Below are 21,477 nucleotides of genomic sequence, written 5' to 3'. Positions count from 1 at the left end.
GTGAAAGCCCGAGCTTCAGCGCCACAGCGACGAAAGGAGCCCCGATGACCGTCCAACCAGGCGTCAGCGTGGGGCAGGACAGTGACGCCTCGGTGATCGAACGGTCGTGGGACGAGCCCGAGGCGTTCGCCGTGCTCTTCGACCGCCACGCCGACTCGGTGCACCGGTACGCGGCCCGCCGACTCGGTGCGGAAGCCGCCGAGGACGTGATGGCGGAGACCTTCACCACCGCGTTCCAGCAGCGCTTCCGGTACCGCACGGAGTCCACCGACGCCCGCCCGTGGCTGTTCGGCATCGCGACCAACCTCATCGGCCGGCACCGGCGTGCCGAGGCCCGGCGGCTGAAGGCGCTGGGCCGGCTGCCCTCCCCCGCCCCCGGTGGGGCGCCCGGGGAGGCGGTCGCGGACCGGGTGGCGGAACGGGTCAGCGCCCAGGCTCTCCGACGCGAACTCGCCGGTGCCCTCGCCCGGTTGCCCGCCCGGCACCGGGACGTGCTGCTGCTGGTCGCGTGGGCCGACCTCGGCTACGAGGAGGTCGCGGCCGCCCTGGGGGTGCCGGTGGGGACGGTCCGGTCACGGCTGCACAGGGCCCGCAGAAAAGTTCGTGAGGCATTGGGCGGATCCGATCCGACCGCACTTCGAGAGGAATCCGACGATGAATGAGCTCAAGCTCCTGAGGGAGTGGGACGCGGACGCGCCCCCGCTCACGGACGCCGCCCGCTCCCGCGCCCGCTCCCGCCTCCTCCAGGCGATGCAGGCCCCCACCGCCGTACACACCGCCCCCACCGCACCCGCCGTCGGCCGCCGTCCGCTGCTGCGGATCGCCGTCGCCGGCGTCGCCGCGGCGGCGGTCACCGCGACCGTCGTGGTCGCCCAGGACACCGGGGAGAAGGAGCCCCGGACCCGGACGGTCAGCGCGGCCACCGTGCTGCGGGGCGCGGCGGCCGAGGCCCTGCGCACCGAGAAGCCCGTCGCCCCGCGCGACGACCAGTTCATCTACACCAAGGAGGTCGTCGAGCGCAGGCCGGTCTCCGGCGGCCCCGTGAAGAAGTGGGTCGACGAGAGCTGGAGCTCGGTCGACGGGTCGAAGAAGGGCTACGTCAGCGAGCTGGGCTACAAGCAGTGGGTGCCGAAGTCCAGGCCGGGGCAGAGCACCTGGCCGCCGTCCAAGTGGTCCGAGCTGAAGGAACTGCCCACCGACCCGCGGAAACTGACGGCCACCCTGCGCGACATGGGCGGCAAGCCGGACTACGGCCGGCCGACAACGGCCGACGAGTGGCCGATGGTCCAGATCTTCCTCTCCGGACTGCTCCGCGACTCCGTCCTGCCCAAGGGGCTGCGCTCGGCGGCGTTCGAGGCGCTCGCCACCGCCCCCGGGGTCAAGGTGCTGCCGGGCCGCACCGAGTTCAACGGCCACACGGCCATCGGCGTCCAGTACGTCGTCGGCCCGCCCGGCACCTCCTGGAAGGACGGCGGGCGAACGCTGCTCTTCGACGCGAAGACGTACCAGTACCTGGGGCTGCGTGAGCGGGCCACGGCGAAGCAGGGGACCGAGGTCTACGACCAGTCGCAGTACGTCGTCGCCAGCGGCGTCGTGGACCGCGTGTTCCAGCGCCCCTGAGCCGCCGTCCCTACGAGTGGCCCAGTTCCGCCGCCGCCTCGTCCGCGGTCTCCGGCACCGAGCCGGAGTCCCGGGCGGGGCGCAGCGGGAAGGGGTCCACCCGGGTCTCGTCGATCACCGGCGGGGCCGGCTGGGGCGGCTTCGGCATGACCGCGGCCTCCGAGTGGCCCCCGCAGCCGTACGACAGGGAGACCACGCGGCCGTCCGCCGGGGCGAACTCGTTGGCGCACAGACCGAAGGCCTGCCCCAGGGAGCCGCCCAGCGGGACCAGGAAGCCGCAGCTGACGCAGGGCGCCGGGGCCGCCTGGGCCATCGGGGTCTTCGCGCCGAAGGAGTCCTCCCAGCGGTCGGCGGCGATATGCAGGCCGTAGCGGGACAGCACCCGGGCCCGGCGCATGCCGAGTTCCTCGGCGACCGAGGCGATCGAACCGCGGGACGGCACGACCGGGAGGTGGGAGGGAGTGCCCGCGGTGAGCTCCGCGTCCTCCGCCTCGACCAGTTCGGCCATCTCCTCGGAGACCGGCGCGTTCGGCAGCGGTTCGTCCTCGCCGGTGTAGCCGGGTTCGAGGCGCAGGTCCTCGGCGTCGGTGGGCAGCAGGTCGCCGGGGCCCATGTCGCCGGGGCGCAGGCGCTCGCTCCAGGGCACCCACTCGGGGGCGAGGAGCGCGTCCGGGCCGGGCAGGAGGACGACCTCGTCCAGGGTGACGATCTTGGCCCGGGAGGCGCGCGCCACCGTCACGGCCCAGCGCCAGCCGCGGTAGCCGAGTTCCTTGCACTCGAAGAAGTGCGTGACGACACGATCGCCCTCGGAGACCAGGCCCGCGTGCTCACCCACCACCCCGGGCGCGGCGGCCTCCTCGGCGGCGGCGCGGGCGAGGTCGACGGCCTCGGCGCACTGGCGGTCGGGGGTGCGGCTTCGCGTTGTCGCTGCGCTCACAGGTATCGCTTCTCTCCTACGCCGTCACTCGGGTGCGCCGGCCTGAAGGCGGTGGGTGCGGACGGAGCGGACCGAAGGACCGCGTCGACGTCCGCGCCCGATCGCGCTCGGGCGCACCTGCTGGAATCCATTCTGCGGGATGTCCGAGAGGCGCGCGGCCGAGAACGTTCGCCACGGCGCGCTACGCACGCTACCTGTTCGCCGCCGCTCGGCCTACACCGACGTGATGGTTCGTTGCTCCCGGAGGGGCCCAGGAGGCGCTTCATATGCGTTCATACGCGCGGTAACCGCACTACTCACAGCTTTCTCGGGGCACTATGACGGGGTGGCAGCCACGAGGACACCCCAGGGAGCCACCGGGATCGGTGGCGGGTCGGGCCGGATGACAGGGTCCGTCCGTGCCGTGGGCCGTGCCCTGCACTTCCCGTTCACCGGTACGGCCCGCGGGATCCGCAAGGCGACCCACGCGCACGGCGCGGGCGAGTCCGGCCTCGGCAAGCTGATCGAACTGCACGCCGTCAACGGCGCCGGGGACGTGATGATCACCGTCGCGCTCGCCTCGACGGTGTTCTTCTCGGTGCCGACCGACGAGGCCCGCGGGCGCGTCGCGCTCTACCTCGCCATCACCATGGCGCCCTTCACGGTCCTCGCGCCGGTGATCGGCCCGCTCCTGGACCGTCTGCCGCACGGCCGCCGCGCGGCCATGGCGGGCGCGATGCTGGCCCGCGCGATGCTCGCACTGATCATCTCCGGGGCGGTCGCCACCGGCAGCCTGGAGCTGTATCCGGCGGCCCTCGGCGTACTGGTGGCCTCGAAGGCGTACGGCGTGGTCAGAAGCGCGGTGGTGCCCCGTCTGCTCCCACCCCGCTTCTCCCTCGTCAAGGCCAACTCGCGCGTCACCCTCGGCGGCCTCCTCGCGACCGGGATCGCGGCACCCGTCGGCGCGGGGCTCCAGGCCATCGGACCGCGCTGGCCGCTCTACGGCGCCTTCGTGATCTTCATCGCCGGTACGTTCCTGTCGTTCTCGCTGCCCCCGAAGGTCGACTCGGCCAAGGGCGAGGACGTGGCGCTGCTCGCCGCCGACGAGTCACATCTGCACGGCCCGCACCTCAAGCCGGTCAAGCGCCCCGGGCTGCGCACGGTCGGCACCGCCGTCACCCACGCCCTCGGCGCGAACGCCGCCCTGCGCTGGCTCTCCGGCTTCCTCACCTTCTTCCTCGCCTTCCTGCTGCGCGAGCACCCGCTGACCGGCGAGAGCGCGGCGGTGTCCCTGGGCCTGGTGGCGGTGTCGGCGGGCGCGGGCAACGCGCTCGGTACGGCGGTCGGGGCGTGGCTGAAGTCGAAGGCGCCGGAGATCATCATCGTGACGGTGGTGGCCATCGTGCTGGGCGCGGCGATCACCGCGGCGATCTTCTTCGGGGCGTTCCTGGTGGCGTGTCTGGCGGCCGTCGCCGGTTTCGCACAGGCCCTGTCGAAGCTGTCCCTGGACGCGCTGATCCAGCGGGACGTGCCGGAACTGGTCCGCACCTCCGCCTTCGCCCGCTCCGAGACCATGCTCCAGGTGTCGTGGGTGTTCGGCGGCGCGGTCGGCATCGTGATGCCCCTGAACGGCTACCTCGGTCTCTCGGTGGCCGCCGCCGTGGTCGCCGCGGGCTGGCTGGCCACCGCCAAGGGGCTGATCGCCTCGGCCCGGCACGGCAGCGGGCCCCGGGCGCGAGTGGCGTAACGAACAGGGCTCGCCGCACCCCGCATAGAGGGACCGCTGTACCCGCCCGATAGCCTTCCGCCATGACCACGCTGCAATCCGTAGTGCGACGCCGCCGCGCCGTCGCCGCCGCCGGCCTCGTTTCCGCCGGACTGCTCGTCCTGTCGGCCTGCGACAAGCCGACGCCGCGCGTCACCGTCACGGTCGGTTCGACCTCGGTGAGCTCCGAGGCCACCTGCTACGACGACGGCAAGGACCTCGGCCAGGCGAAGGCCACCAAGTGCGCCCTGGAGAAGTCCGACGTCAAGACGATCAAGGTCCCGCAGAGCGAGACCCTGCGCGTCGGCGTCGACCCCGAGATCGCGGACACCGGCTGGGCGCTGTGGATCAACGGCCAGCAGATGACGTACGCGTACAAGAAGACGTACTACGCCTTCGACGGGGTGGACCTCTTCGCCCAGCAGCAGGGCCAGGCCCCGCAGAAGACGCTGTACATCAGCATCGTCGAGCAGGACAAGACGACCTCGGGCCAGAGCAAGGAACACAAGGGCGTCTGGAACTTCAAGCTGGAGAACGCCGACTACTGATCCGTCGGAGCCGTACCTGATGCGCATCCTCGTGGCCACCGCCGTCCCCGCCGAACGGGACGCGGTGGCCCGCGCGTTGCCGGGGGCGCCCATCGACTGCCTCGCCGTGGGCGTCGGGCCCGCACGGGCCGCCGCCCGTACCGCAGCCGCCCTCGCCGCCGCCCCCTACGGCCTCGTCGTCTCGGCCGGCATCGCCGGCGGCTTCGCGCCGCACGCCCCGGTCGGCTCCCTCGTCGTCGCCGACGAGATCACCGCGGCGGACCTCGGCGCCGAGACCGCGGACGGGTTCGTGCCGGTGACCGAGCTGGGCTTCGGTGCCGTCAGTCACCGTCCGCCGGAAGCACTCGTACGGGAGGCCGCGGCCGCCACCGGAGCCCGGGTCGGGGCCGTCCTGACCGTCTCCACGGTCACCGGCACGGCCGCCCGGGCCGCCGCCCTCCGCGAGCGCCACCCCACCGCCCTCGCCGAGGCCATGGAGGGCTTCGGGGTCGCCGAGGCGGCCCTCGCCCGGGATCTGCCGGTGCTGGAGATCCGCGCCGTGTCCAACCCGGTCGGGCCCCGCGACCGGGCCGCCTGGCGCATCGGCGACGCGCTCACGGCCCTGACGGAGGGCTTCGGGAAGCTGGCGCCCGTACTGGAGAGTTGGAAGCAGCATGACTGAGTCCTCGCAGCCTTCGCAGCCTTTGCAGATCGCGTACTCGCCCTGCCCGAACGACACCTTCGTCTTCGACGCGCTGGCCCACGGCCGCGTCCCCGGGGCGCCCGCGCTGGACGTGACCTTCGCCGACATCGACATCACCAACGGCATGGCGGAGCGCGGTGAGTTCGATGTGCTGAAGGTGTCGTACGCCGTGCTGCCGTACGTCCTCGACGAGTACGCGCTGCTGCCGTGCGGGGGCGCGCTGGGCCGGGGCTGCGGGCCGCTGGTGCTCACCCGGGAGGCCGGGGTGGAGCTGACCGGCCGCAGGGTCGCGGTGCCCTCCGAGCGGTCCACGGCGTATCTGCTGTTCCGGCTGTGGGCGGCGGACGTGCTGGAGGGCAAGGTCGGGGAGATCGTGGTGATGCCGTTCCACGAGATCATGCCCGCCGTGCGGGACGGGCAGGTCGACGCCGGGCTGGTCATCCACGAGGCCCGGTTCACGTACCAGAACTACGGGCTCCACAAGCTCGCCGACATGGGCGAGCACTGGGAGTCCACCACCGGGCTGCCGATCCCGCTGGGCGCGATCATCGCCAAACGGTCGCTGGGAACGGAGAGGCTGTCCTCGCTCGCCGACTCCATCCGCGCTTCCGTACGGGCCGCCTGGGACACGCCCGAGGTCTCGCGGCCCTACGTCATGGCGCACGCGCAGGAGATGGACCCCGCCGTCGCCGACCAGCACATCGGCCTGTACGTCAACGAGTTCACCGCCGACCTGGGCGAGGACGGCTACGCGGCGGTCCGGGGGCTGCTCACCCGGGCGGCGGCGGAGGGGCTGGTGCCGGCCCTGGGGCCGGACGCGCTGTCGTTCACCTGACCGGCTGCTGCGGCCACTGGGCCAGTTTCAGCATGCCCAGCACCCGGTGGATCAGGAAGCCCGCCAGCGGCAGCTCCACGCACACCGCCAGGGCCGCCGACCACCACACGTCCGGGGTGCCCAGGGCCAGCGACACGTCGAACCACGCGTCGCACAGCAGCAGGGCCCCGGTCGCGACGGCCGCCACCACGACCGCCCGGTGGCGGCGCCAGCCGAGGACGGCCGTGGCGGCCATGGCGAGCAGCAGCAGGACGTCGAAGCCGACCCAGGTGGTGCGCCACTGACGGACCGTGTAGCCGCTCGGCAGCGTGAAGGCCAGCAGGACCGTCCACGGGACGAGGCCCACGGCGCACACGGTGAGCAGCTCCAGGGTGTGCCGGCGCTGCCGCCGGATGCGCTCCAGCAGCTGGGCGGACGGCTCCTCGGCCCGAACCTCGCTCACTACACGTCGAGTTGGTCGGCGACCGCGCGCAGCAGGCCGGCGATCTTCTTGCCCGCCGCCTTGTCGGGGTAGCGGCCGCGCTCCAGCATCGGCGTGATGTTCTCCAGGAGAGTCGTCAGGTCCTGGACGATGGAGGCCAGTTCGTCGGGCTTCTTGCGGGTGGCCGCCGCGACCGAGGGCGTGGGGTCGAGGATGGCGACCGAGAGGGCCTGGTCGCCGCGCTGCCCGGCGACCACTCCGAACTCCACCCGCTGCCCGGGCTTCAGTGTCTCGACTCCGGCGGGGAGGACCGAGGAATGGACGAAGACGTCACCGCCGTCGTCACGGGAGAGAAAGCCGAAGCCCTTCTCACTGTTGAACCACTTGACCTTGCCAGTCGGCAAAGCACACGCTCCCTCGATCACTCCCGGACTGGACCCGGACACCTTTGAACTGCCGTTGAGACAGCCTACCGGGGGTCTCTCCAGCCGAACACGCCTTAAAACGAGACTGAGCCTCCGCCTGCGTCGGCAGAGGCTCAAAGTGATCGGGGAAGCGTGGGGGTTATCCGTTGTGACGGTAGAGAGTCGCGCGGGAGACTCCAAGAGCCTTGGCAATGGCGGTGATGCTCTCCCCCTTGGCCTTACGAGCCTTGGCCACCGTGAGCACAGCACGTCATCAGTGATGACGATGGGACGTCCACCGGTACACCCCTGAGCCTTGGCAGCGTCGAGACCAGCGCGGGTGCACTCAACGAGCATGTCTCGCTCAAGCTCAGCAAAGGCAAGCATCATCGTAAGGAAGAACTTGCCTTCCCCCTTGGGCGAGTAGTTACCGGCGAGAGTTCCAGTAAGGATGCGGGGCGCGATTCCAAGCGCGTGCAAGTCGTCAGCGATCGTCAGTACGTCCTTAGTTGAACGGCCCAACCGGTCAAGCCTCCAGACACAGAGGGTGTCTCCCTCTCGCATGTAGTCGAGAGCAGAGAGGAGACCAGGGCGCTCCGTGTTCTTCCCTGATGCCTTGTCCTCATAGATCTTCGAGCAACCGACCGCAGTCAGAGCCTCGTTCTGAAGCTGTGAGTCCTGAGCGTTGACGCTGACTCGCTGGTATCCGATGGCTGTCATTGCCTGTCCCCTCCTGGTGCGCCTTGCCGACAACAGAGGTGTCTCATAACTCATCTCAAAACATCAAGGTCTCAGAGGGGGTTCTGAGACGGGTTTTGAACACCGATATGAGGTCCGGGAGCCGTGCGGCCGGACCTCTCACCACAAACCAAACAGTAATTAGGCAGGCCAGAGGGAAAGCCCTGATTGAGGCTGATACCCGCCTTCGGCGGAATGGGTATCTGGTCTACCTGACCAGACATCCCGACTTCCCTATCGCTATTCCATTGAATATGGAATAGCCCAGCCAGGCCGGGGCACGGAATATAGAATAAGGATGCCGAATTCGAATTCACAAGAGGATCTCGCTGCATGACCCGGTTTCCATAGTGATCCGGAGCAACATAAGTAACTACTCGAAACCCCGAAACAGAAGCGCCGAAACCTCCAAGTTAGGAGATTCCGGCATTTCCCTTTTTCGAGTTACTACTGTGGGTAGTGCATCGTCATGACTCGGTGAGTCTTGACGACCATCTTCCCTGCCTTGTACAGCGTCAGAATCAAGCACTTGGTTCCTGACTGATTGGTCGCTGGCTCGATGGACAGAATCTCTGCCGTCTTGCCGTTGGACAACTTCAGATGGTCACCCGCCTTCAACTTCTTCGCTGGCTTTCTTGCTGGTGAGCTGATGGTTACCTCCTCCTCTCCTTCAACTACACCCATCATCTCACCCGCCACTGACAAACAGACATGGGTCATTCCGCTTACGGACACGGAGAAGCGCCCGACCCCGACAGGGGGAGCCGAGCGCTACTGTCACGTCTCAGACGTCATCAAAAGTGAGCTGCTGCTGATCGTCACCTGCTTTTTGACGGTACTCCGAAATGAGACGCCATTGGGATTGCCTAGGAATTCCGTTGGACTGATAAGTAACAACGGAGGCCATCAGTGGAATTTCGTCGGCAATCCCAATGTACGATGCGACGTTACACTGAAAATCCCGAGTCGCGCCACCGAACCCGGGAATCTCCAAAGGTTCACTTTCCGGCAGCGTCAACTTCATTACGATCTTAGTCGCCACAATTCTAGTGTCATACCAGCGGCCGAATTTGATTCGATCTCTACGGTTTAGGAGGAGGGGCTGTTTAGCTGCACGAAAGACGACGTAACCCTTCCCTGTCATCTCAATAGGCGCCTGTCCCCGATTCTCAAAATAGAGGGTTCCACTGAGTGTTCCGTCTCTGCTGACATCGAAGTGCCCACGAGTCTTTACTTTTGGCCTAACGCGCCGGTAGTTCGACCATGCGGCGACCATGTTGGCCACGGTGCCTGCGGCGCTGAGTGACGCAACGATGATCGCGATGACTGGAAGCGACATGCGCCAAGGATGCCCAAACACAAGTCTGTTGACCCTGGCTTGAGGAACATCTGCGCTTGGGCACGAAAGAGCCCCCAGACAAGGCGTCCAGAGGCTCTCTGGGGGCTTGGGCTCCCCCGGCCCCTCTTATGTCGGAAGCCTCTGTGCGCGGCTCTCAGCGATGTTCAGGACGTCCGTAAGGCTCTCGATGAGCTGTCCGGCGATCTGCTGACTCTCGATCTTGTCCGCCATAAGAGCTCGTAACACGATCTTGTCTTGGCGGCGGCATTGGTGAGGTAGGGGGTGCCAGTCGGATGCGGCTGGAATGATTGCTGGCATGACACTGGACTGGTCCCGTCTGAAGCATGCCTATGGCTCCGCATCCAACCTGCCACGGCTCTTTGACGAGATCGGTGATCCCGAGCTGGCTGACGAGGCGTGGGAGGACCTGTGGGCTTCTCTGTACCACCAGGGGTCGGTGTACACAGCCAGCTTTGCCGCCCTGCCCGTTCTGACAGACATCGCTGCCGGTCGCAAACCTGGCGGTCGCTGGCCGGCACTTGGGTTGGCCGGCCGCATCGTCGTCGAGGAGCAACAGCTTCACGAGCCCGGTTACGTACAGACGCGCTACCCGGCTGCGATCAACGAGCTGCACCAGCTGACCCAGAACGTCGTGGGGACAAGGCCCTTCGAAGGCGATGTAGACGACTTTCTGTACTGGCTGGAGCACCTCCTGGCATTTGAGGGGGTGCCCGTATGGAGGCGCAGTCTGCGCCGTGAGGAGCATCCCGTAGTGTGCCCCTCCTGCGCACTGAGCTTGGAGATCGACCTTTCCTACAAGGGGCCAGGCACTCGCCATCGGGACCCGAACGCGCGCTTTCGGGTTGTCGGCCGTGAGGGACCCATAGTCCACGGGATTCGCCCGGCGGACCCCGTGGACCTGCCGCCACTGGCGTCTCGGCTGCACGATGTGGCCGTCAGGGCCGACCAGCCAGCAACCGCAGAGCATCTGACCCACCTGTTTGGCTCCACGACGTGTCCCGACTGTGCTTCAGACTTCTCGGTGCCGGACCAGGTCGCAGCCTTCCAGGCATAGCAGTCCAGGAGCGCGTAAAAGGATCACGCGTGGGCTTTCTTGAGTCGTCTCCAGCAGATGAGGCTGGAAGCCAACGAGACGAAGGCGTCGTGGAGTTCGGTTCGGCGTTCCCAGCGGACGGCGAGGCGCTTGAACTGGTGGAGCAGAGCGAAGGTCTGCTCGACGACGTAGCGGAGTTTGCCCAGTCCCTTGATGTTCGGGGCACCCTTGCGGGAGATGACCGGCAGGATCCGCCGCTTGCGCAGCTCACGCCGCTTGGGGTTGGAGTCGTAGCCCTTGTCACCGAGAAGTGAGTCTGGGCGGCGCCGCGGGCGGCCCATCCTTCCGGCCACGGGCGGAATGCCATCGACGAGGGCGATGGTCTGGGTGACGTCGTTGACGTTGGCCGCAGTGGTGATGACCTTGAGCGGAGTGCCGCGTCCGTCGCAGATCAGATGGTGTTTACTGCCCGTCTTCCGCCGGTCGACCGGCGACGGCCCCGTGTCGGGGCCCCCCTTTTCGCGCGGATGTGGGAGCCGTCTACACACGCGCGGGACCAGTCGAGTTCGCCGGCCGCGTTGAGTTCGGCGAGCAGGATGCAGTGCAGCTGCTCGAAGACGCCGGCCTGCTGCCAGCGATCCAGGCGTCGCCAGCAGGTCTGTCCGGAGCCGAACCCCAGCTCTGGGGGCAGGAGTTGCCAGGCTATGTCGTTATGGAGCACGTACAGGATGCCCTGCAGACACAGCCGGTCCGCTACCGGCCGCGGCCCCGGTGATCGCTCAGGCCAAGGCGGCAGCAGCGGCCCGATCAGCGCCCACAACTCGTCATCCACGATCCACGGCCGAGTACTCACACTCTCCCGAACGGCCGAATCGTCACATCAGTCACGCCGGACCATGACACTTCAACAAGATCGTGTTACGAGCTCTAAGGGACAGAGGGGCTCACTGTCATCAGCTCAGGCTGGCCGTATGCCTGATCTTGACCGCCCCGGAACCTCTGGCCGCAGATTGCCGACGACCTGCGTTGCCGCTTGCGCGTTGGAGAGTGGGCACCTGGTGAGCGATTCCCTGGGACGGTCGCACTGGCAGCGGAGTACGGGACGGCACAGGCGACCACACAGAAAGCCGTCGTTGCGCTCCGCGCAGACGGATGGCTGCGCCTGGAAGTCGGACAGGGCAATTACGTCACGGACACTCCCCCAGAAAGCCCCTGAGTGCCCCTGTAAGCCTCTTTGAGGCTCTTCCGGCTACTGCCTCTCCCTCAGGGAGACTCAGGCAGGCGAAAAACTAGGGCACCCTCGAATTAATTCGACTTTTGGTGGGGTATTATCGAGCGAACCTCAATGCTTTCCAACGGCATTCCTCGGTCACGTTATGGCTGATCACCATTCTCGTCATCTTGCCACTCTTTCCGGGGCAGGATAGCGCAAGCTCATTCGCCATGCTCTGAATATCCCCCAGATCCATAACCATTCCTCTCTCCCCCTCATCCTCTCCCTTATCCCACGCCCACACCTTTACCTCATAGGCGCGGAGGAATTCCCTACGGTCTTCCTGGTCTTTCGCTTCCCAGACTTCCCCGTACTTCTTACCCGTTGCTTTGAGAGTCGGGTTAGCCCTCTCCTCTTCCTGCCTAGCCAGAAGGGCAACCTTTGCCGACAAGCTCTTATGCATGCGCATATACGACTCGCCCTGCCCCTCTCCGTCGTACTCACCCGCAATATACTTAGCTTCCAGGTTTTCAAGGCGTGCCCTAGTGTCCTGGAGTTCCCTTTCCTGAGACGGACCTTTACCGGCACGCTCGTACATGTCCCACATGCCTACGCTGTCACGGATCGCCTGGTCAACCCATGTGTCCAAGAGATCAGCACGGACGTACAGGCCAGACGTGCACGCGCCGCCCTTGAACTTATTGGAGCAGCGGTAATACCTGTGTCCGGGAATTCGCTCTCCGTCTTTCCTGGTGTGCCCGGAATTCAGAAGAGAAGTAACAGCCGCTCCACAGTTACCGCAGCGAGCAATACCGGCAAGCAGGCTCTTTGTGCTGGTACGGCTTTCCGCCCCTGCAGGCTTTGGAGCGGGCTTAATGCGGTCGACTAGGTCTGTCCACTCGTCCATGGACGCCAGGGGTTCCTCAGGGAGAATGACAGGCTCTCCCTGGTCATCTAGTACAGCCTCGCCCTTATAAGCGTAGACACCGGGAACCCAAGAGGAACGGATGAACTTATTGATGATGGTCGATTGCCATTGCGTCCCCTTGGTTTCCTCCCCTTTCAGCTTCCTGAGGTGGTCTCCCCACGTGAGTACGCCACGGCGATTGAAGTCACGTGCGATTCGGTGTGTGGACTGTCCCTCACGGACGCGAGAGAAGATCTCTTTAATAATGGGGTGGAAGTCCTGGTCAATCTCCAGAATCTTCCTCCTGCCTCCCTCAACCGTCTTGATGCGGTAGCCGGTAGGCGGAGCACCCGTAAGCCACGAACGGTTTTCCAGACGGCTCTGTACGCCATTGAGGATGCGGGCTTGGATCGTGTCCCACTCGGCCTCAGCGAAGACAGCCGTCATGCGAGCCATCATCTTTCCCTGAGGAGTGCTCAGGTCGAATCCCTCTTCTACACACACGATGAACTTGCCGTGCTCCTGGGCCCACTCCAAGAGTTCATTGAAGTGCATCGAGCGACGCGTAAGCCTGTCCATCTTGGCCGCAATGATCACGTCGAACTCGTCGACTCGCTTCGTGAGCCAGCGTCCGAGCTTGGGTCGCTTGAAGGGGCTCATCGAGCCTGATACGTCCGTGTCCTCCGCCTCCCCCACCAGGACTCCGGACAGGTGTGGAGAGCTGACGTGGTGTCGGATCACGCCACGCTGCCACTCGATGGACGTCGAGCCGTCCGAGTCGGCAGACAGGCGGAGACAGGCGAGGTAGCGCAGACCAGGTGTCATGCGGGAAGGCTAGCGGAGTCTGTGTGCCTAGGTAACCGGCTTTCCCTTGCCGGTAGGCACGTCTCTCGTACTCGTCGGAAAACTGCTTCTGAAACGGCTCTTGATAGCACTGGGGCGGGTCGTCGGGACCCGCCGGTACCAAGGCTAATGGTCTTCAGGCCGGTGACAAGACGTCGCCCGGTTGTTCCTTCGCGCAGGGAACTACCCTGGTCCGGTGCGTGACAAAACCCAAACGAATTCCGCCGCTCCCGGTGACCGATTGATCCGTACCGGAGCCGTCGTCTTCTTCATCGGTGCGGTGGCCACTCTGGTCACCGTGGCCCCGTTCCTGCTCGGAACGACGCCTTTTCCGACGTACATGTTCGGATTGAGCATGCTCATGGCCGTCGGTTTCGTGGTGGCCGGAGCGGGCGTGCTGCAATCGGTCGCGGCCGGAAGGCGTCAGGCGCGGGCCGGAAGGCAGTCCGCACGGTAGTCCGAAAACCAACCCGGGAACTCCGTGAGATCACCGAGGACGACTTCCGCGCCCGCCTCGGTCAGTTCCTCGGCGCTGCACGGCCCGGTGGCCACCGCGACCGACAGCGCCTTCGCGATCCGCGCCCCGCGCACATCGCCGGTGTGGTCGCCGACGTACACGCTCGCGCCGTGCTCGCGCAGCGCCTCGCCCTTCTGTTCGGCCCACAGGTTGCCGATCACGGCGTCCGGCGCGAGGCCCAGGTGCTCCATGTGCAGCTCGGCGTTGGGCTGCCACTTGGCGGTCACGACGATCGCCCGCCCGCCGGCCGCCTGTACGGCGTCGACGGCCTCGCGGGCGCCGGGCATCGCCAGGGTGCCGGTGATCGCGTACGCCGGGTACAGCTCGCGGTAGAGGTCCGCCATCTCCGGGATCTGCTCGGCCGGGAACCAGTACGCCATCTCCTCGGCCAGCGGCGGCCCGAGCCGCGTGACCACCAGGTCGGCGTCGACGTACGTCCCCGTCCGCTCGGACAGCTCCACCCAGCAGGCGTGGATGCCGGGGCGGGAGTCGATGAGCGTCATGTCGAGATCGAAGCCGACGGTGGGACCGGGGGCGGGGATGCTTGTAGAGGCCATATGGGCCATTGTGCCCGGGCGGCAGGACGGCGGGACAGCGGTTTCCGACGCCCTGGGGCGACCGCCGCGGCGATACGACCGTGGGGCAGCGGCTTCCGCCGGCCTGGCGGGGTCGCTGCCGCGGTAGGGCTCCCGGCAGCGGCGTCCCGGGCCCTCACGCGGGCTACGGCGGTACCCCCGTGGGGCGATCTCCTGCGGGCTGGCGGGGTCGCTGCCGCGGTGGGACCCGTCGATAGCCTTCCGGACCCTCACGCGGGCTACGGCAGTACCCCCGCGGGGCGGCGATCTCCTGTGGCCTGACGCGGCCGCTGCCGCGCCAAGGCTCCCGGCAGCGGCGTCCCGGGCCCTCACGCCGCCGCTGCCGCGGTAGGGGCCTCGGTAGCGGTCCCGTGTGGGTCAGCGTGGCGGCGTCGCGGCTACCGGTGCCGCTGGGAGCGCCACACCAGGAACAGGGCCGAGGCCACGGCCGCGCCTCGCACCACCCAGGGCCAGGTCTCGGCGATCGCGTCGTTCATGTGGCCCTGGGCGATGGGCTCGCCCCAGCGGCCCTCGTTGCGGCCCCACAGCCAGACCAGGCCCGCGGTGAGGGATAGGCCGGGCAGGATCACGACCGCCCACTTCGTCTCCGCGTCGGTGAGGCGGCGTGAGGCCCAGGCGATGAGCCAGCCCACGATCAGGACGAGCAGGTTGCCGAGCACGGCACCGGCGACGAGGAGGGCGGCGGCGAGCAGGAGCAGGGGATTGCTCCAGCTTCCCGCTCCCGAGGCGCGGAACAGGCGGCGCCGGACCGGGGCGGCCTCGACCACCGGCTCCACGGCCTTCGTGCGGGGCCGCCACCAGGCCGTGCGGGTCTTCGGGGCGGGCACCTGCGCCGCGGGCTGCTCGACGACGGGCTCGGGCTTCTTCTCCTCCTTCGGCGGCGGGGGCTTCAGCAGCTCCGGGATCTCCACCCCGCCCACGAAGCCCGGCACACTGTCGCCGACGCCGAAGGGGCTGTCGTCCACCCGCCACCAGTCGGGCTGCGTCGCGGGATCACCGAGTTCGTCCAGGCCCGCCGAGTGGGGACCGTGGGAGACGGCCGGGTCGGGGGGCGGCGGGTCGGCGGGACGCGGACGGGGCACCATCTTGCGCAGCCCGGTCCGCCGCTCCCCGTCGTCCTCCTGCGACTCCCGGTCCCGCTGCACGGGCATGGAGACGACCGGCGCCTGCGGGGCGCCGGCCGCGGATCCGCCCGCGGCGGTCACCACCTCGTCGGGGCTGCCCAGTCGGGCGATGATCCGGCGGACGGCGGCGGGCGAGTCCACCGGGGCCTTGGCGCGCCGCCGGTCGATCTCGTTGCGCAGCTCGGAGACCAGCCGCATACGGGTCGACGACGGCAACTGCCGCTGCTGGGCCACGTCGCCGACGCGGCTCAGATACTCGTAGACGACCTGGTCGCTCTCGATACCCACGAAGTCCCCTCCGGGGCGGGTGCGTTGGATACCCCGTGGGACGAAACTAGCGCAGGTCGGGTGCGACAGGCCCGTGCGGGGGACCGCAGGTCAGCGATATCCGGTCCGCCCCGGTGGGCGCCCCTGCCCAGCCCGGGCACCCGCTACCGTTGGTCGGATGAGCAACCCGGCCGTACCGCCGCGCTCCCTCGCGGAAGCGCTCCGGGCCAGGGACGACGACTCCCTGGCCGCGCTTCTGCGTGCCCGCCCCGACCTCATCACGCCCGTGCCGACCGACCTCACCCAGCTCGCCACCCGGGCCGGGACACGGGCGTCGGTGGTGCGGGCGCTGGAGCGGCTGGACCTGTTCGCGCTGCGGACGGCGGAGGCGCTGGCGGTGGCGGCGGACCCGGCGCCGTACGGCGAACTGGAGCGGCTGCTGACCGGTGACGCGGGCGACCCGGCCGTCTCGGCGGCGCTGCCCCGCGCGCTCGGCACCCTGCGGGAGCAGGCCCTGGTCTGGGGCGACGACGACCGGCTCCGGCTGGTCCGCACCGCCCGCGAGCTGCTCGCCCCGTCGCCGCAGCATCCCTCGCCGACCGGGCTCGGGCCGACCGTGCAGGAGGCCACGGCCGGGATGTCCCCGGGCCGCATCCAGGACATCGTGACGGCGGCGGGGCTCGGCTCGACGCACGACGCGGTGTCGGCGGTGGCGTCGCTGACGGCCCTGTTCACGGACCGGAAGCGGATGTCGGCGCTGCTCGCCGGGCTCCCGGAGGAGTCACGGGAGGTGCTGTCCCGGCTGGTCTGGGGGCCGCCGTACGGGCAGGTCACCGCCGACCCGGCAGCCCATCTGCGCCGCCTGCTGGACCTGGGGCTGCTGGTGCCGACGGCGCCCGGGACGGTCGTACTGCCGCGGGAAGTTGCCCTGCACCTGCGGGACGGGCGGGCCCACCGCGCGGTGGAGCCGCTGCCGCCGGCCGTGGAGCCCGCGGCCACGCACCGTCCACAGGTTGTGGACGCGACGGCGGCCGGGCAGGCGTACACCGCGCTCGCGACCGTCGAGGAGCTGCTGAAGGACTGGGACGAGGGCGGGCCCGCGGTCCTGCGGGCGGGTGGCCTGAGCGTGCGCGACCTCAAGCGCACGGCGGTCGCGCTGGACGTCTCGGAGCCGGTCGCGGCCTTCTGGGTCGAGCTGGCGTACGCGGCGGGCCTGGTGGCCTCCGACGGCGAGGCCGACGAGCGGTACGCGGCGACCCCGGCCCACGACGAGTGGCTGGAGCAGCCGCCCGCCCAGCGCTGGGCGCGGCTGGCGGAGGCCTGGCTGACGGCCACCCGGACCCCGGGGCTGGTGGGCGGGCGGGACGCGAAGGACCGCACCCTGTCGGCGCTGGGCCCGGGGCTGGACCGCGGCGCGGCCCCGGAGGTACGGCACCGGGTGCTGACGCTGCTGGCGGGACTGCCGGAGGGGGCCTCGCCGTCGGCCGAGTCCGTGCTCGCCCGGCTGCGCTGGGAGCGGCCGCAGCGCCGGGAGGAGGACCTGCGCTCGCGGCTCGCCGAGTGGACGCTGAAGGAGGCGGAGCTGCTGGGGGTGACCGGGCGGGGGGCGCTGTCGGGGCACGGGCGGGCGCTGCTGGGCGCGGCCGCGCCGCGGACGCCGGACGCCGACCCGAGGACCCCGGAGCCGCGGGGCCCCGGGGACAAGCTCCCCGTGCATCACCGCCCCGCCGCCGTCCCCGAGCCCCTCTCCGCCGCCGAGCAGGCCACCGCCTCCGCGGCGGCGGCCCGGCTGCTCGCCCCGCTGCTGCCCGAGCCCCTCGACCACGTCCTGCTCCAGGCCGACCTGACGGCGGTGGCCCCCGGTCCGCTGCGGCGGCCGCTGGCCGACGTGCTGGACGTCCTGGCGGACGTGGAGTCGAAGGGCGGGGCGACGGTGTACCGCTTCACGCCGGGGTCGGTGCGCCGCGCCCTGGACGCCGGGCAGTCCGCCTCCGACCTGCACGCCTTCCTCGCCGCGCACTCCCGGACACCGGTCCCGCAGCCGCTGACGTATCTGATCGACGACGTGGCCCGACGGCACGGCCATCTGCGGGTCGGCGCGGCCTCGGCGTACGTCCGCTGCGACGACGACGCCCTGCTCAACGAGATCCTCGCCGACAAACGCGCCGCCGGGCTGCGCCTGCGCCGCCTCGCCCCGACGGTGCTGGCCGCCCAGGCCGACCCGGCCTCGCTCCTCGAGGGCCTGCGCGCGATGGGCTTCGCCCCGGCCGCCGAGTCCGCCGAGGGCGACGTCCTGATCACCCGCGCGCACGCCCACCGCACCCCGCCGCGCACCGCCCCCGAGCCGGTCCCGGACGGTCCCCCGGTCCCTGACGCGACACTCCTCGCCGCCGCGATCCGGGCGGTCCGGGCGGGCGACCTCGCCTCCACCGCCCCCCGCAAACCGACCGACCGGCCCCCGCTCGCCGCCGGCGAACTCCCCCGCACCAGCTCCGCCGAGACCCTCGCCACCATGCAGGCCGCCGTCCTCACCGGCGAGGCCCTCTGGATCGGCTACGTCAACGCCGAGGGCTCCGCCAGCCAGCGGGTCATCGCCCCCATCCGGGTGGAGGGCGGCTTCGTGACGGCCTACGACCACACGGCGGACGAGGTCCGGACGTATCCGCTGCACCGGGTGACCGGGGTGGCGGAGTTGGCGGAGGAGTGAGGGGGCGTATCAGCGGCGGCTGCGCCCGAGCTCAGCAGGAGCCGACCGGAGCGTCGGCCGGCAGGCCGAAGTGGGTGCGGGCCGCTGCTTCCAGGGTGGTGGTCGGGACGGTGTCGTCCAGGGAGGCCGCGGTGGCTCGGCCGAAGCGGGACGTCAGCCACTGCGCGTTGCCCTCGCCGTCGGGCGGCACCTCCTGGGACACGACCCGGTAGTCGCCGTCGGCCTCCCGCCGCAGCCGCATCACCTGCGGCACCTCGGCCCCGGCGCACTCCACCAGGCTCCCCGAGCGCACCCCGTACTCCGCGCACACCGTGCTGACCCCGGCCCGCACGAGACCGTCCCGCTCGACGAGGTCCACGGCCCGCGCCCGGCAGAACCACCGCGCGCCCGCCGGCTCCCCGACCCCGCTCCCGCGCACCTGCTCCACGAGCCGCGCCTCGATCGCGGGACGCACCTCGTCCCACAGCCGCCCTTCGACCTCGACCGGCCGCATGGCCCAGACACCGCTCGCCACGAGGACCGCCACCGCCCCGACACCAGGTCCCCAGACTCGTACGGAAGTCACCCGGAGCTCCTCACCGCCGGCGCGCACCACGCCGGCTCCGCCTGTTCAGACAGGTGGAAGGTGCTCTTGGTTGCCCCGCCGCTCCCCCGGCGAGGTGAGGGCCCGGCGCATCTCCTCGGTGAAGCGGCGGCCCACCGGGAGGAGTTCGCCACTGCCGAGGAGGGTGTCGACGGCGCCGCGGGTGTACCCGTACCAGGTGGTGTACTCCCGTTCGGACCGGGGATCGGCCGGAGCGGTGGTGCGCTCGGTGCGCCAGAAGTCGCAGACGCCCAGGTGGGCGTAGGTGCCCTGGAGGAGTGCGTCCAGCGGGCGGGGGTCGGGGCGCCAGGGCGCGTGGTAGCGGGCCGACGACACCGGGCCGTGCAGCGGGACGAGGTCGAGCAGGGCGCCGAGCTGGATGTGCAGGAACTCGTGGACCAGGGTGAGCGCGAGGAGCACCGGGCCGCCGGGCGGGGACAGGGCGACGGCGCCGTAGGCCCGGCGGGCCGCGGAGCTCACCGACGTGCCGCCGGGCGCGGGACGCAGCGGCACCAGGGTGGTCAGACAGGCGGCGACGGCCTCGGCGTGCCAGGGATGGCGGCGGACCAGGACCTGCCAGGCGCCGTCCAGCAGCCGCTGCCAGTGGTCCACCTCCTCGCCGGTCTGCGGGTCGGCGGGCCGGTGACCGTGCACGCTCCGGTGGGGGCCGCGGTCGGCCAGCCGCAGACGCAGAACGGCGCCGTCGCACGCGCTGGTCAGCAGTCGCGGCCCGGAGAGCGCGGCCGGGCCGCCGCGGACCAGTTCGTCGAACCAGGCGAGGTCGGGACGGCCGCCACGAGCCTGTTCGGCGAGCGCGCGGGCCAGTCCCTCGTCCAGGTAGGGGTGGAGGATCGTCTCCTGCCAGCGGCCGGGGTTCTCGCGGCGCATCTCGTCGAGCCGCCGTACGGACGCGGCGAAGCCGGTGTCCTCGGGCAGCGACCGGCGTACGGCCACCGTCAGCAGCAGGCGTTTGCTGAGCTGGCCGCGCCGCAGCTCGGCGACGGCCGCGGCGCCGCCCCGGGCCCGGGCGACGGCGTCGAAGGTGTCCGGGGCGACGGAGTGCGTGGGGAGGGTGTCGGGGGGCGGGGCGGGCACGGAGTGCTTGCTCCTCACGGGTCGGGGCGGCCGTGGGGCGCCGGTGTCAGCGCGGGGCCGGCTGCGCGGCGGTGCGCAGTGCCGTCATGTCGTCGCGCACACGGCCGGCGATGTGGTCGACGAGCACGGCGAGGTCCGGGCAGTAGACGGACGGGGCGGCGAAGGGGGTCGGCGTGGCCCCGGGGTGGTAGCGGTGGGCGTACAGGCCGCCGCCGCACACCGCCGAGCGGGGGCAGGCCGCGCAGACGGGACCGAGCCCGGCCCGCCCGCGCTGACGCACCCGGAAGGCCTCCTGGCGGGCGGCGTCGGCGAAGGTGTGGCGGTAGACGTCCAGACCGGTGGAGGGTGCTCCGGGATAGGCCACCTTGAGGGAGTCGGCCTGCTCGATGGTGCCGTCGGTCTCGACGACCACGAGGTCGACGGGGGTCAGTCCGACGGTCTCGCTGCTGGCGGTGCCGCCGAGCAGCAGCACCAGGATCTCCTCGAAGAGCCGGATCCCGGTCTCCCGGCGCGGGGCGTCGTACCAGCGGTCGAACACCGCGCACAGCCATCGCGCGTACGGCACCCGCTCCGCGGGGAGTGCTCCCGGTGCCGTCCGGGGCGGGGTGGTGCGACCTGCCAGTCCGGGCGGTGGGGTCTGCCAGGTGGCGTGCGGCAGGAGCAGGTCCAGCCGGGGCGGCGCGAACTCCAGCAGCGCCTCGTAGGTCTCCACCGGGTCGGCGTCCAGGTCGATGGTGCACAGCACACCGGCGTACAGGGCGCGGTGGGGCCCGTCCAGGAGGCGGAGCGCCCGGGCGACATCGGCGTGGCTGCCGCGGCCGTCGGGGCGTCGGCGATGCCGGTCGTGGGTGGTGGGGGTGCCGTCGAGGCTGACCCCCACGCGCACCCCGTGGCGGGCCAGAACCGGCAGCAGCGCCGGGTCCTCGACGAGCCGCAGGCCGTTGGTCTGGAGGTCGAGCCGCAGCCGCGCCACGCCGTCGAGGGCGCCGGTGAGTTCGCGCAGCACGGCGTCCAGCCGCTCGGCCCCCACCAGGAGCGGTTCGCCGCCGTGCAGCACGACACGGACCTCGCTCAGGGCGTGGTCCCGGGCGTGCTCGGCGATGAGTGCGGCCGCGCGGCGCACGGCGCCGGGAGCCATGGTCCGGGGGCGGTCGCGCCAACTCTGGTCCACCGACTCGTAGACGTAGCAGTAGTCGCACGCGAGATTGCAGCGGCTGTGGATCTTCAGCAGGAACTGCCGGAAGGGCACCATGGTGGCGGCATCCTACAACCCGTCAGCTACGGGGCTCGTGGGCAGCCGGAC

Annotated in this window: 23 protein-coding genes and 1 pseudogene; 10 read left to right on the top strand and 14 right to left on the bottom strand. The window is 70.0% G+C overall.

Annotated elements, in window-relative coordinates; all coding sequences use genetic code 11:
• Positions 1-44 precede the first annotated feature (44 nt).
• Positions 45-662: an RNA polymerase sigma factor gene (locus tag OHN19_RS23755; RefSeq protein ID WP_330266110.1), complete on the top strand. Its 618-nt coding sequence runs from the start codon at positions 45-47 to the stop codon at positions 660-662.
• The gene (locus OHN19_RS23750; protein WP_330266109.1) at positions 655-1,620 is read left to right on the top strand and encodes a CU044_5270 family protein; all 966 of its coding nucleotides are present in this window, start codon (positions 655-657) and stop codon (positions 1,618-1,620) included. The genes OHN19_RS23755 and OHN19_RS23750 overlap by 8 nt, the downstream gene beginning before the upstream one ends.
• A 10-nt stretch (positions 1,621-1,630) precedes the next feature.
• On the opposite strand, the gene OHN19_RS23745 is transcribed toward OHN19_RS23750, so the two are convergent.
• Positions 1,631-2,557, bottom strand: coding sequence for a DUF3027 domain-containing protein (locus tag OHN19_RS23745; protein WP_330266108.1), 927 nt, complete (start codon positions 2,555-2,557; stop codon positions 1,631-1,633).
• Between the two features lie 382 nt (positions 2,558-2,939).
• Between OHN19_RS23745 and OHN19_RS23740 the strand changes: the two genes are divergently transcribed.
• From OHN19_RS23740 to OHN19_RS23725, 4 genes are all read left to right on the top strand, one after another.
• Entirely contained in the window at positions 2,940-4,283 is a 1,344-nt protein-coding gene (locus tag OHN19_RS23740) for an MFS transporter (RefSeq protein WP_330266107.1), read from the top strand.
• A gap of 62 nt (positions 4,284-4,345) precedes the next feature.
• Positions 4,346-4,849 carry a hypothetical protein gene (locus OHN19_RS23735; protein ID WP_330266106.1) on the top strand — a complete coding sequence of 168 codons (504 nt, stop codon included), beginning with the start codon at positions 4,346-4,348 and terminating at the stop codon, positions 4,847-4,849.
• A gap of 19 nt (positions 4,850-4,868) precedes the next feature.
• Entirely contained in the window at positions 4,869-5,510 is a 642-nt protein-coding gene (locus tag OHN19_RS23730) for a futalosine hydrolase (protein WP_330266105.1), read from the top strand.
• On the top strand, positions 5,503-6,366 hold the full coding sequence (locus OHN19_RS23725; RefSeq protein WP_330266104.1) for a 1,4-dihydroxy-6-naphthoate synthase: 864 nt from the start codon (positions 5,503-5,505) through the stop codon (positions 6,364-6,366). Before OHN19_RS23730 ends, OHN19_RS23725 begins: the two co-directional genes overlap by 8 nt.
• Here OHN19_RS23725 and OHN19_RS23720 read toward each other — a convergent pair.
• The 6 genes and pseudogenes from OHN19_RS23720 to OHN19_RS23695 form a co-directional block, all read right to left on the bottom strand.
• Entirely contained in the window at positions 6,359-6,808 is a 450-nt protein-coding gene (locus tag OHN19_RS23720) for a hypothetical protein (protein WP_330266103.1), read from the bottom strand. The genes OHN19_RS23725 and OHN19_RS23720 overlap by 8 nt on opposite strands.
• A complete protein-coding gene (locus OHN19_RS23715; protein WP_020140317.1) occupies positions 6,808-7,191 on the bottom strand; it encodes a cold-shock protein in 384 nt (127 codons plus the stop codon). Before OHN19_RS23715 ends, OHN19_RS23720 begins: the two co-directional genes overlap by 1 nt.
• A 160-nt stretch (positions 7,192-7,351) precedes the next feature.
• Positions 7,352-7,447, bottom strand: coding sequence for a helix-turn-helix domain-containing protein (locus tag OHN19_RS23710; RefSeq protein ID WP_330269689.1), 96 nt, complete (start codon positions 7,445-7,447; stop codon positions 7,352-7,354).
• Positions 7,448-7,557: 110 nt separating this feature from the next.
• Positions 7,558-7,911: pseudogene (locus OHN19_RS23705) on the bottom strand (recombinase family protein); the annotation flags it as partial.
• Between the two features lie 465 nt (positions 7,912-8,376).
• Positions 8,377-8,649, bottom strand: coding sequence for a hypothetical protein (locus tag OHN19_RS23700; RefSeq protein WP_330266102.1), 273 nt, complete (start codon positions 8,647-8,649; stop codon positions 8,377-8,379).
• A gap of 64 nt (positions 8,650-8,713) precedes the next feature.
• The gene (locus OHN19_RS23695; protein ID WP_330266101.1) at positions 8,714-9,268 is read right to left on the bottom strand and encodes a hypothetical protein; all 555 of its coding nucleotides are present in this window, start codon (positions 9,266-9,268) and stop codon (positions 8,714-8,716) included.
• 316 nt (positions 9,269-9,584) lie between these two features.
• On the opposite strand from OHN19_RS23695, the gene OHN19_RS23690 reads away from it, so the two are divergent.
• Positions 9,585-10,343 carry a hypothetical protein gene (locus OHN19_RS23690; protein ID WP_330266100.1) on the top strand — a complete coding sequence of 253 codons (759 nt, stop codon included), beginning with the start codon at positions 9,585-9,587 and terminating at the stop codon, positions 10,341-10,343.
• Between the two features lie 23 nt (positions 10,344-10,366).
• On the opposite strand, the gene OHN19_RS23685 is transcribed toward OHN19_RS23690, so the two are convergent.
• Positions 10,367-11,175, bottom strand: a protein-coding gene (locus tag OHN19_RS23685) for an IS5 family transposase (protein WP_330266099.1) whose coding sequence is annotated in 2 segments (ribosomal slippage) — positions 10,367-10,855 and positions 10,858-11,175 — 807 coding nt in all. Because the reading frame shifts where the segments join, the coding sequence is not laid out codon by codon here.
• A gap of 156 nt (positions 11,176-11,331) precedes the next feature.
• Here OHN19_RS23685 and OHN19_RS23680 point away from each other — a divergent pair.
• Positions 11,332-11,538 (top strand): GntR family transcriptional regulator, encoded by a 207-nt coding sequence (locus OHN19_RS23680; protein WP_391198088.1) that lies wholly within the window; start codon positions 11,332-11,334, stop codon positions 11,536-11,538.
• Between the two features lie 112 nt (positions 11,539-11,650).
• Here the strand turns inward: OHN19_RS23680 and OHN19_RS23675 are convergent, their stop codons facing one another.
• Positions 11,651-13,267: a recombinase family protein gene (locus OHN19_RS23675; RefSeq protein ID WP_330266097.1), complete on the bottom strand. Its 1,617-nt coding sequence runs from the start codon at positions 13,265-13,267 to the stop codon at positions 11,651-11,653.
• A gap of 214 nt (positions 13,268-13,481) precedes the next feature.
• Between OHN19_RS23675 and OHN19_RS23670 the strand changes: the two genes are divergently transcribed.
• Entirely contained in the window at positions 13,482-13,742 is a 261-nt protein-coding gene (locus tag OHN19_RS23670) for a hypothetical protein (protein WP_123761537.1), read from the top strand.
• Here OHN19_RS23670 and OHN19_RS23665 read toward each other — a convergent pair.
• Positions 13,709-14,359, bottom strand: coding sequence for an HAD family hydrolase (locus tag OHN19_RS23665; protein ID WP_330266096.1), 651 nt, complete (start codon positions 14,357-14,359; stop codon positions 13,709-13,711). The two genes, OHN19_RS23670 and OHN19_RS23665, sit on opposite strands and share 34 nt — an antisense overlap.
• A gap of 416 nt (positions 14,360-14,775) precedes the next feature.
• Positions 14,776-15,810 (bottom strand): hypothetical protein, encoded by a 1,035-nt coding sequence (locus OHN19_RS23660; protein WP_330266095.1) that lies wholly within the window; start codon positions 15,808-15,810, stop codon positions 14,776-14,778.
• A gap of 157 nt (positions 15,811-15,967) precedes the next feature.
• Here OHN19_RS23660 and OHN19_RS23655 point away from each other — a divergent pair, with 157 nt between their 5' ends.
• A complete protein-coding gene (locus OHN19_RS23655) occupies positions 15,968-18,496 on the top strand; it encodes a helicase C-terminal domain-containing protein (protein ID WP_330266094.1) in 2,529 nt (842 codons plus the stop codon).
• A 31-nt stretch (positions 18,497-18,527) separates the two neighbouring features.
• On the opposite strand, the gene OHN19_RS23650 is transcribed toward OHN19_RS23655, so the two are convergent.
• From OHN19_RS23650 to OHN19_RS23640, 3 genes are read right to left on the bottom strand one after another with little or no spacing between them, the layout of a single operon-like run.
• The gene (locus OHN19_RS23650) at positions 18,528-19,061 is read right to left on the bottom strand and encodes a hypothetical protein (protein ID WP_330266093.1); all 534 of its coding nucleotides are present in this window, start codon (positions 19,059-19,061) and stop codon (positions 18,528-18,530) included.
• 45 nt (positions 19,062-19,106) lie between these two features.
• The gene (locus OHN19_RS23645) at positions 19,107-20,174 is read right to left on the bottom strand and encodes an aKG-HExxH-type peptide beta-hydroxylase (protein WP_330266092.1); all 1,068 of its coding nucleotides are present in this window, start codon (positions 20,172-20,174) and stop codon (positions 19,107-19,109) included.
• 46 nt (positions 20,175-20,220) lie between these two features.
• Complete coding sequence (locus OHN19_RS23640) at positions 20,221-21,426, bottom strand: FxsB family cyclophane-forming radical SAM/SPASM peptide maturase (protein WP_330266091.1); 1,206 nt, start codon at positions 21,424-21,426, stop codon at positions 20,221-20,223.
• Positions 21,427-21,477: the final 51 nt, after the last annotated feature.

Source organism: Streptomyces griseorubiginosus (assembly GCF_036345115.1).
GTDB classification, from domain to species: Bacteria; Actinomycetota; Actinomycetes; order Streptomycetales; family Streptomycetaceae; genus Streptomyces; species Streptomyces griseorubiginosus_C.
The sequence above is the reverse complement of the archived record's forward strand: the minus strand, read 5'-3'. Positions and strand labels throughout refer to the sequence as shown.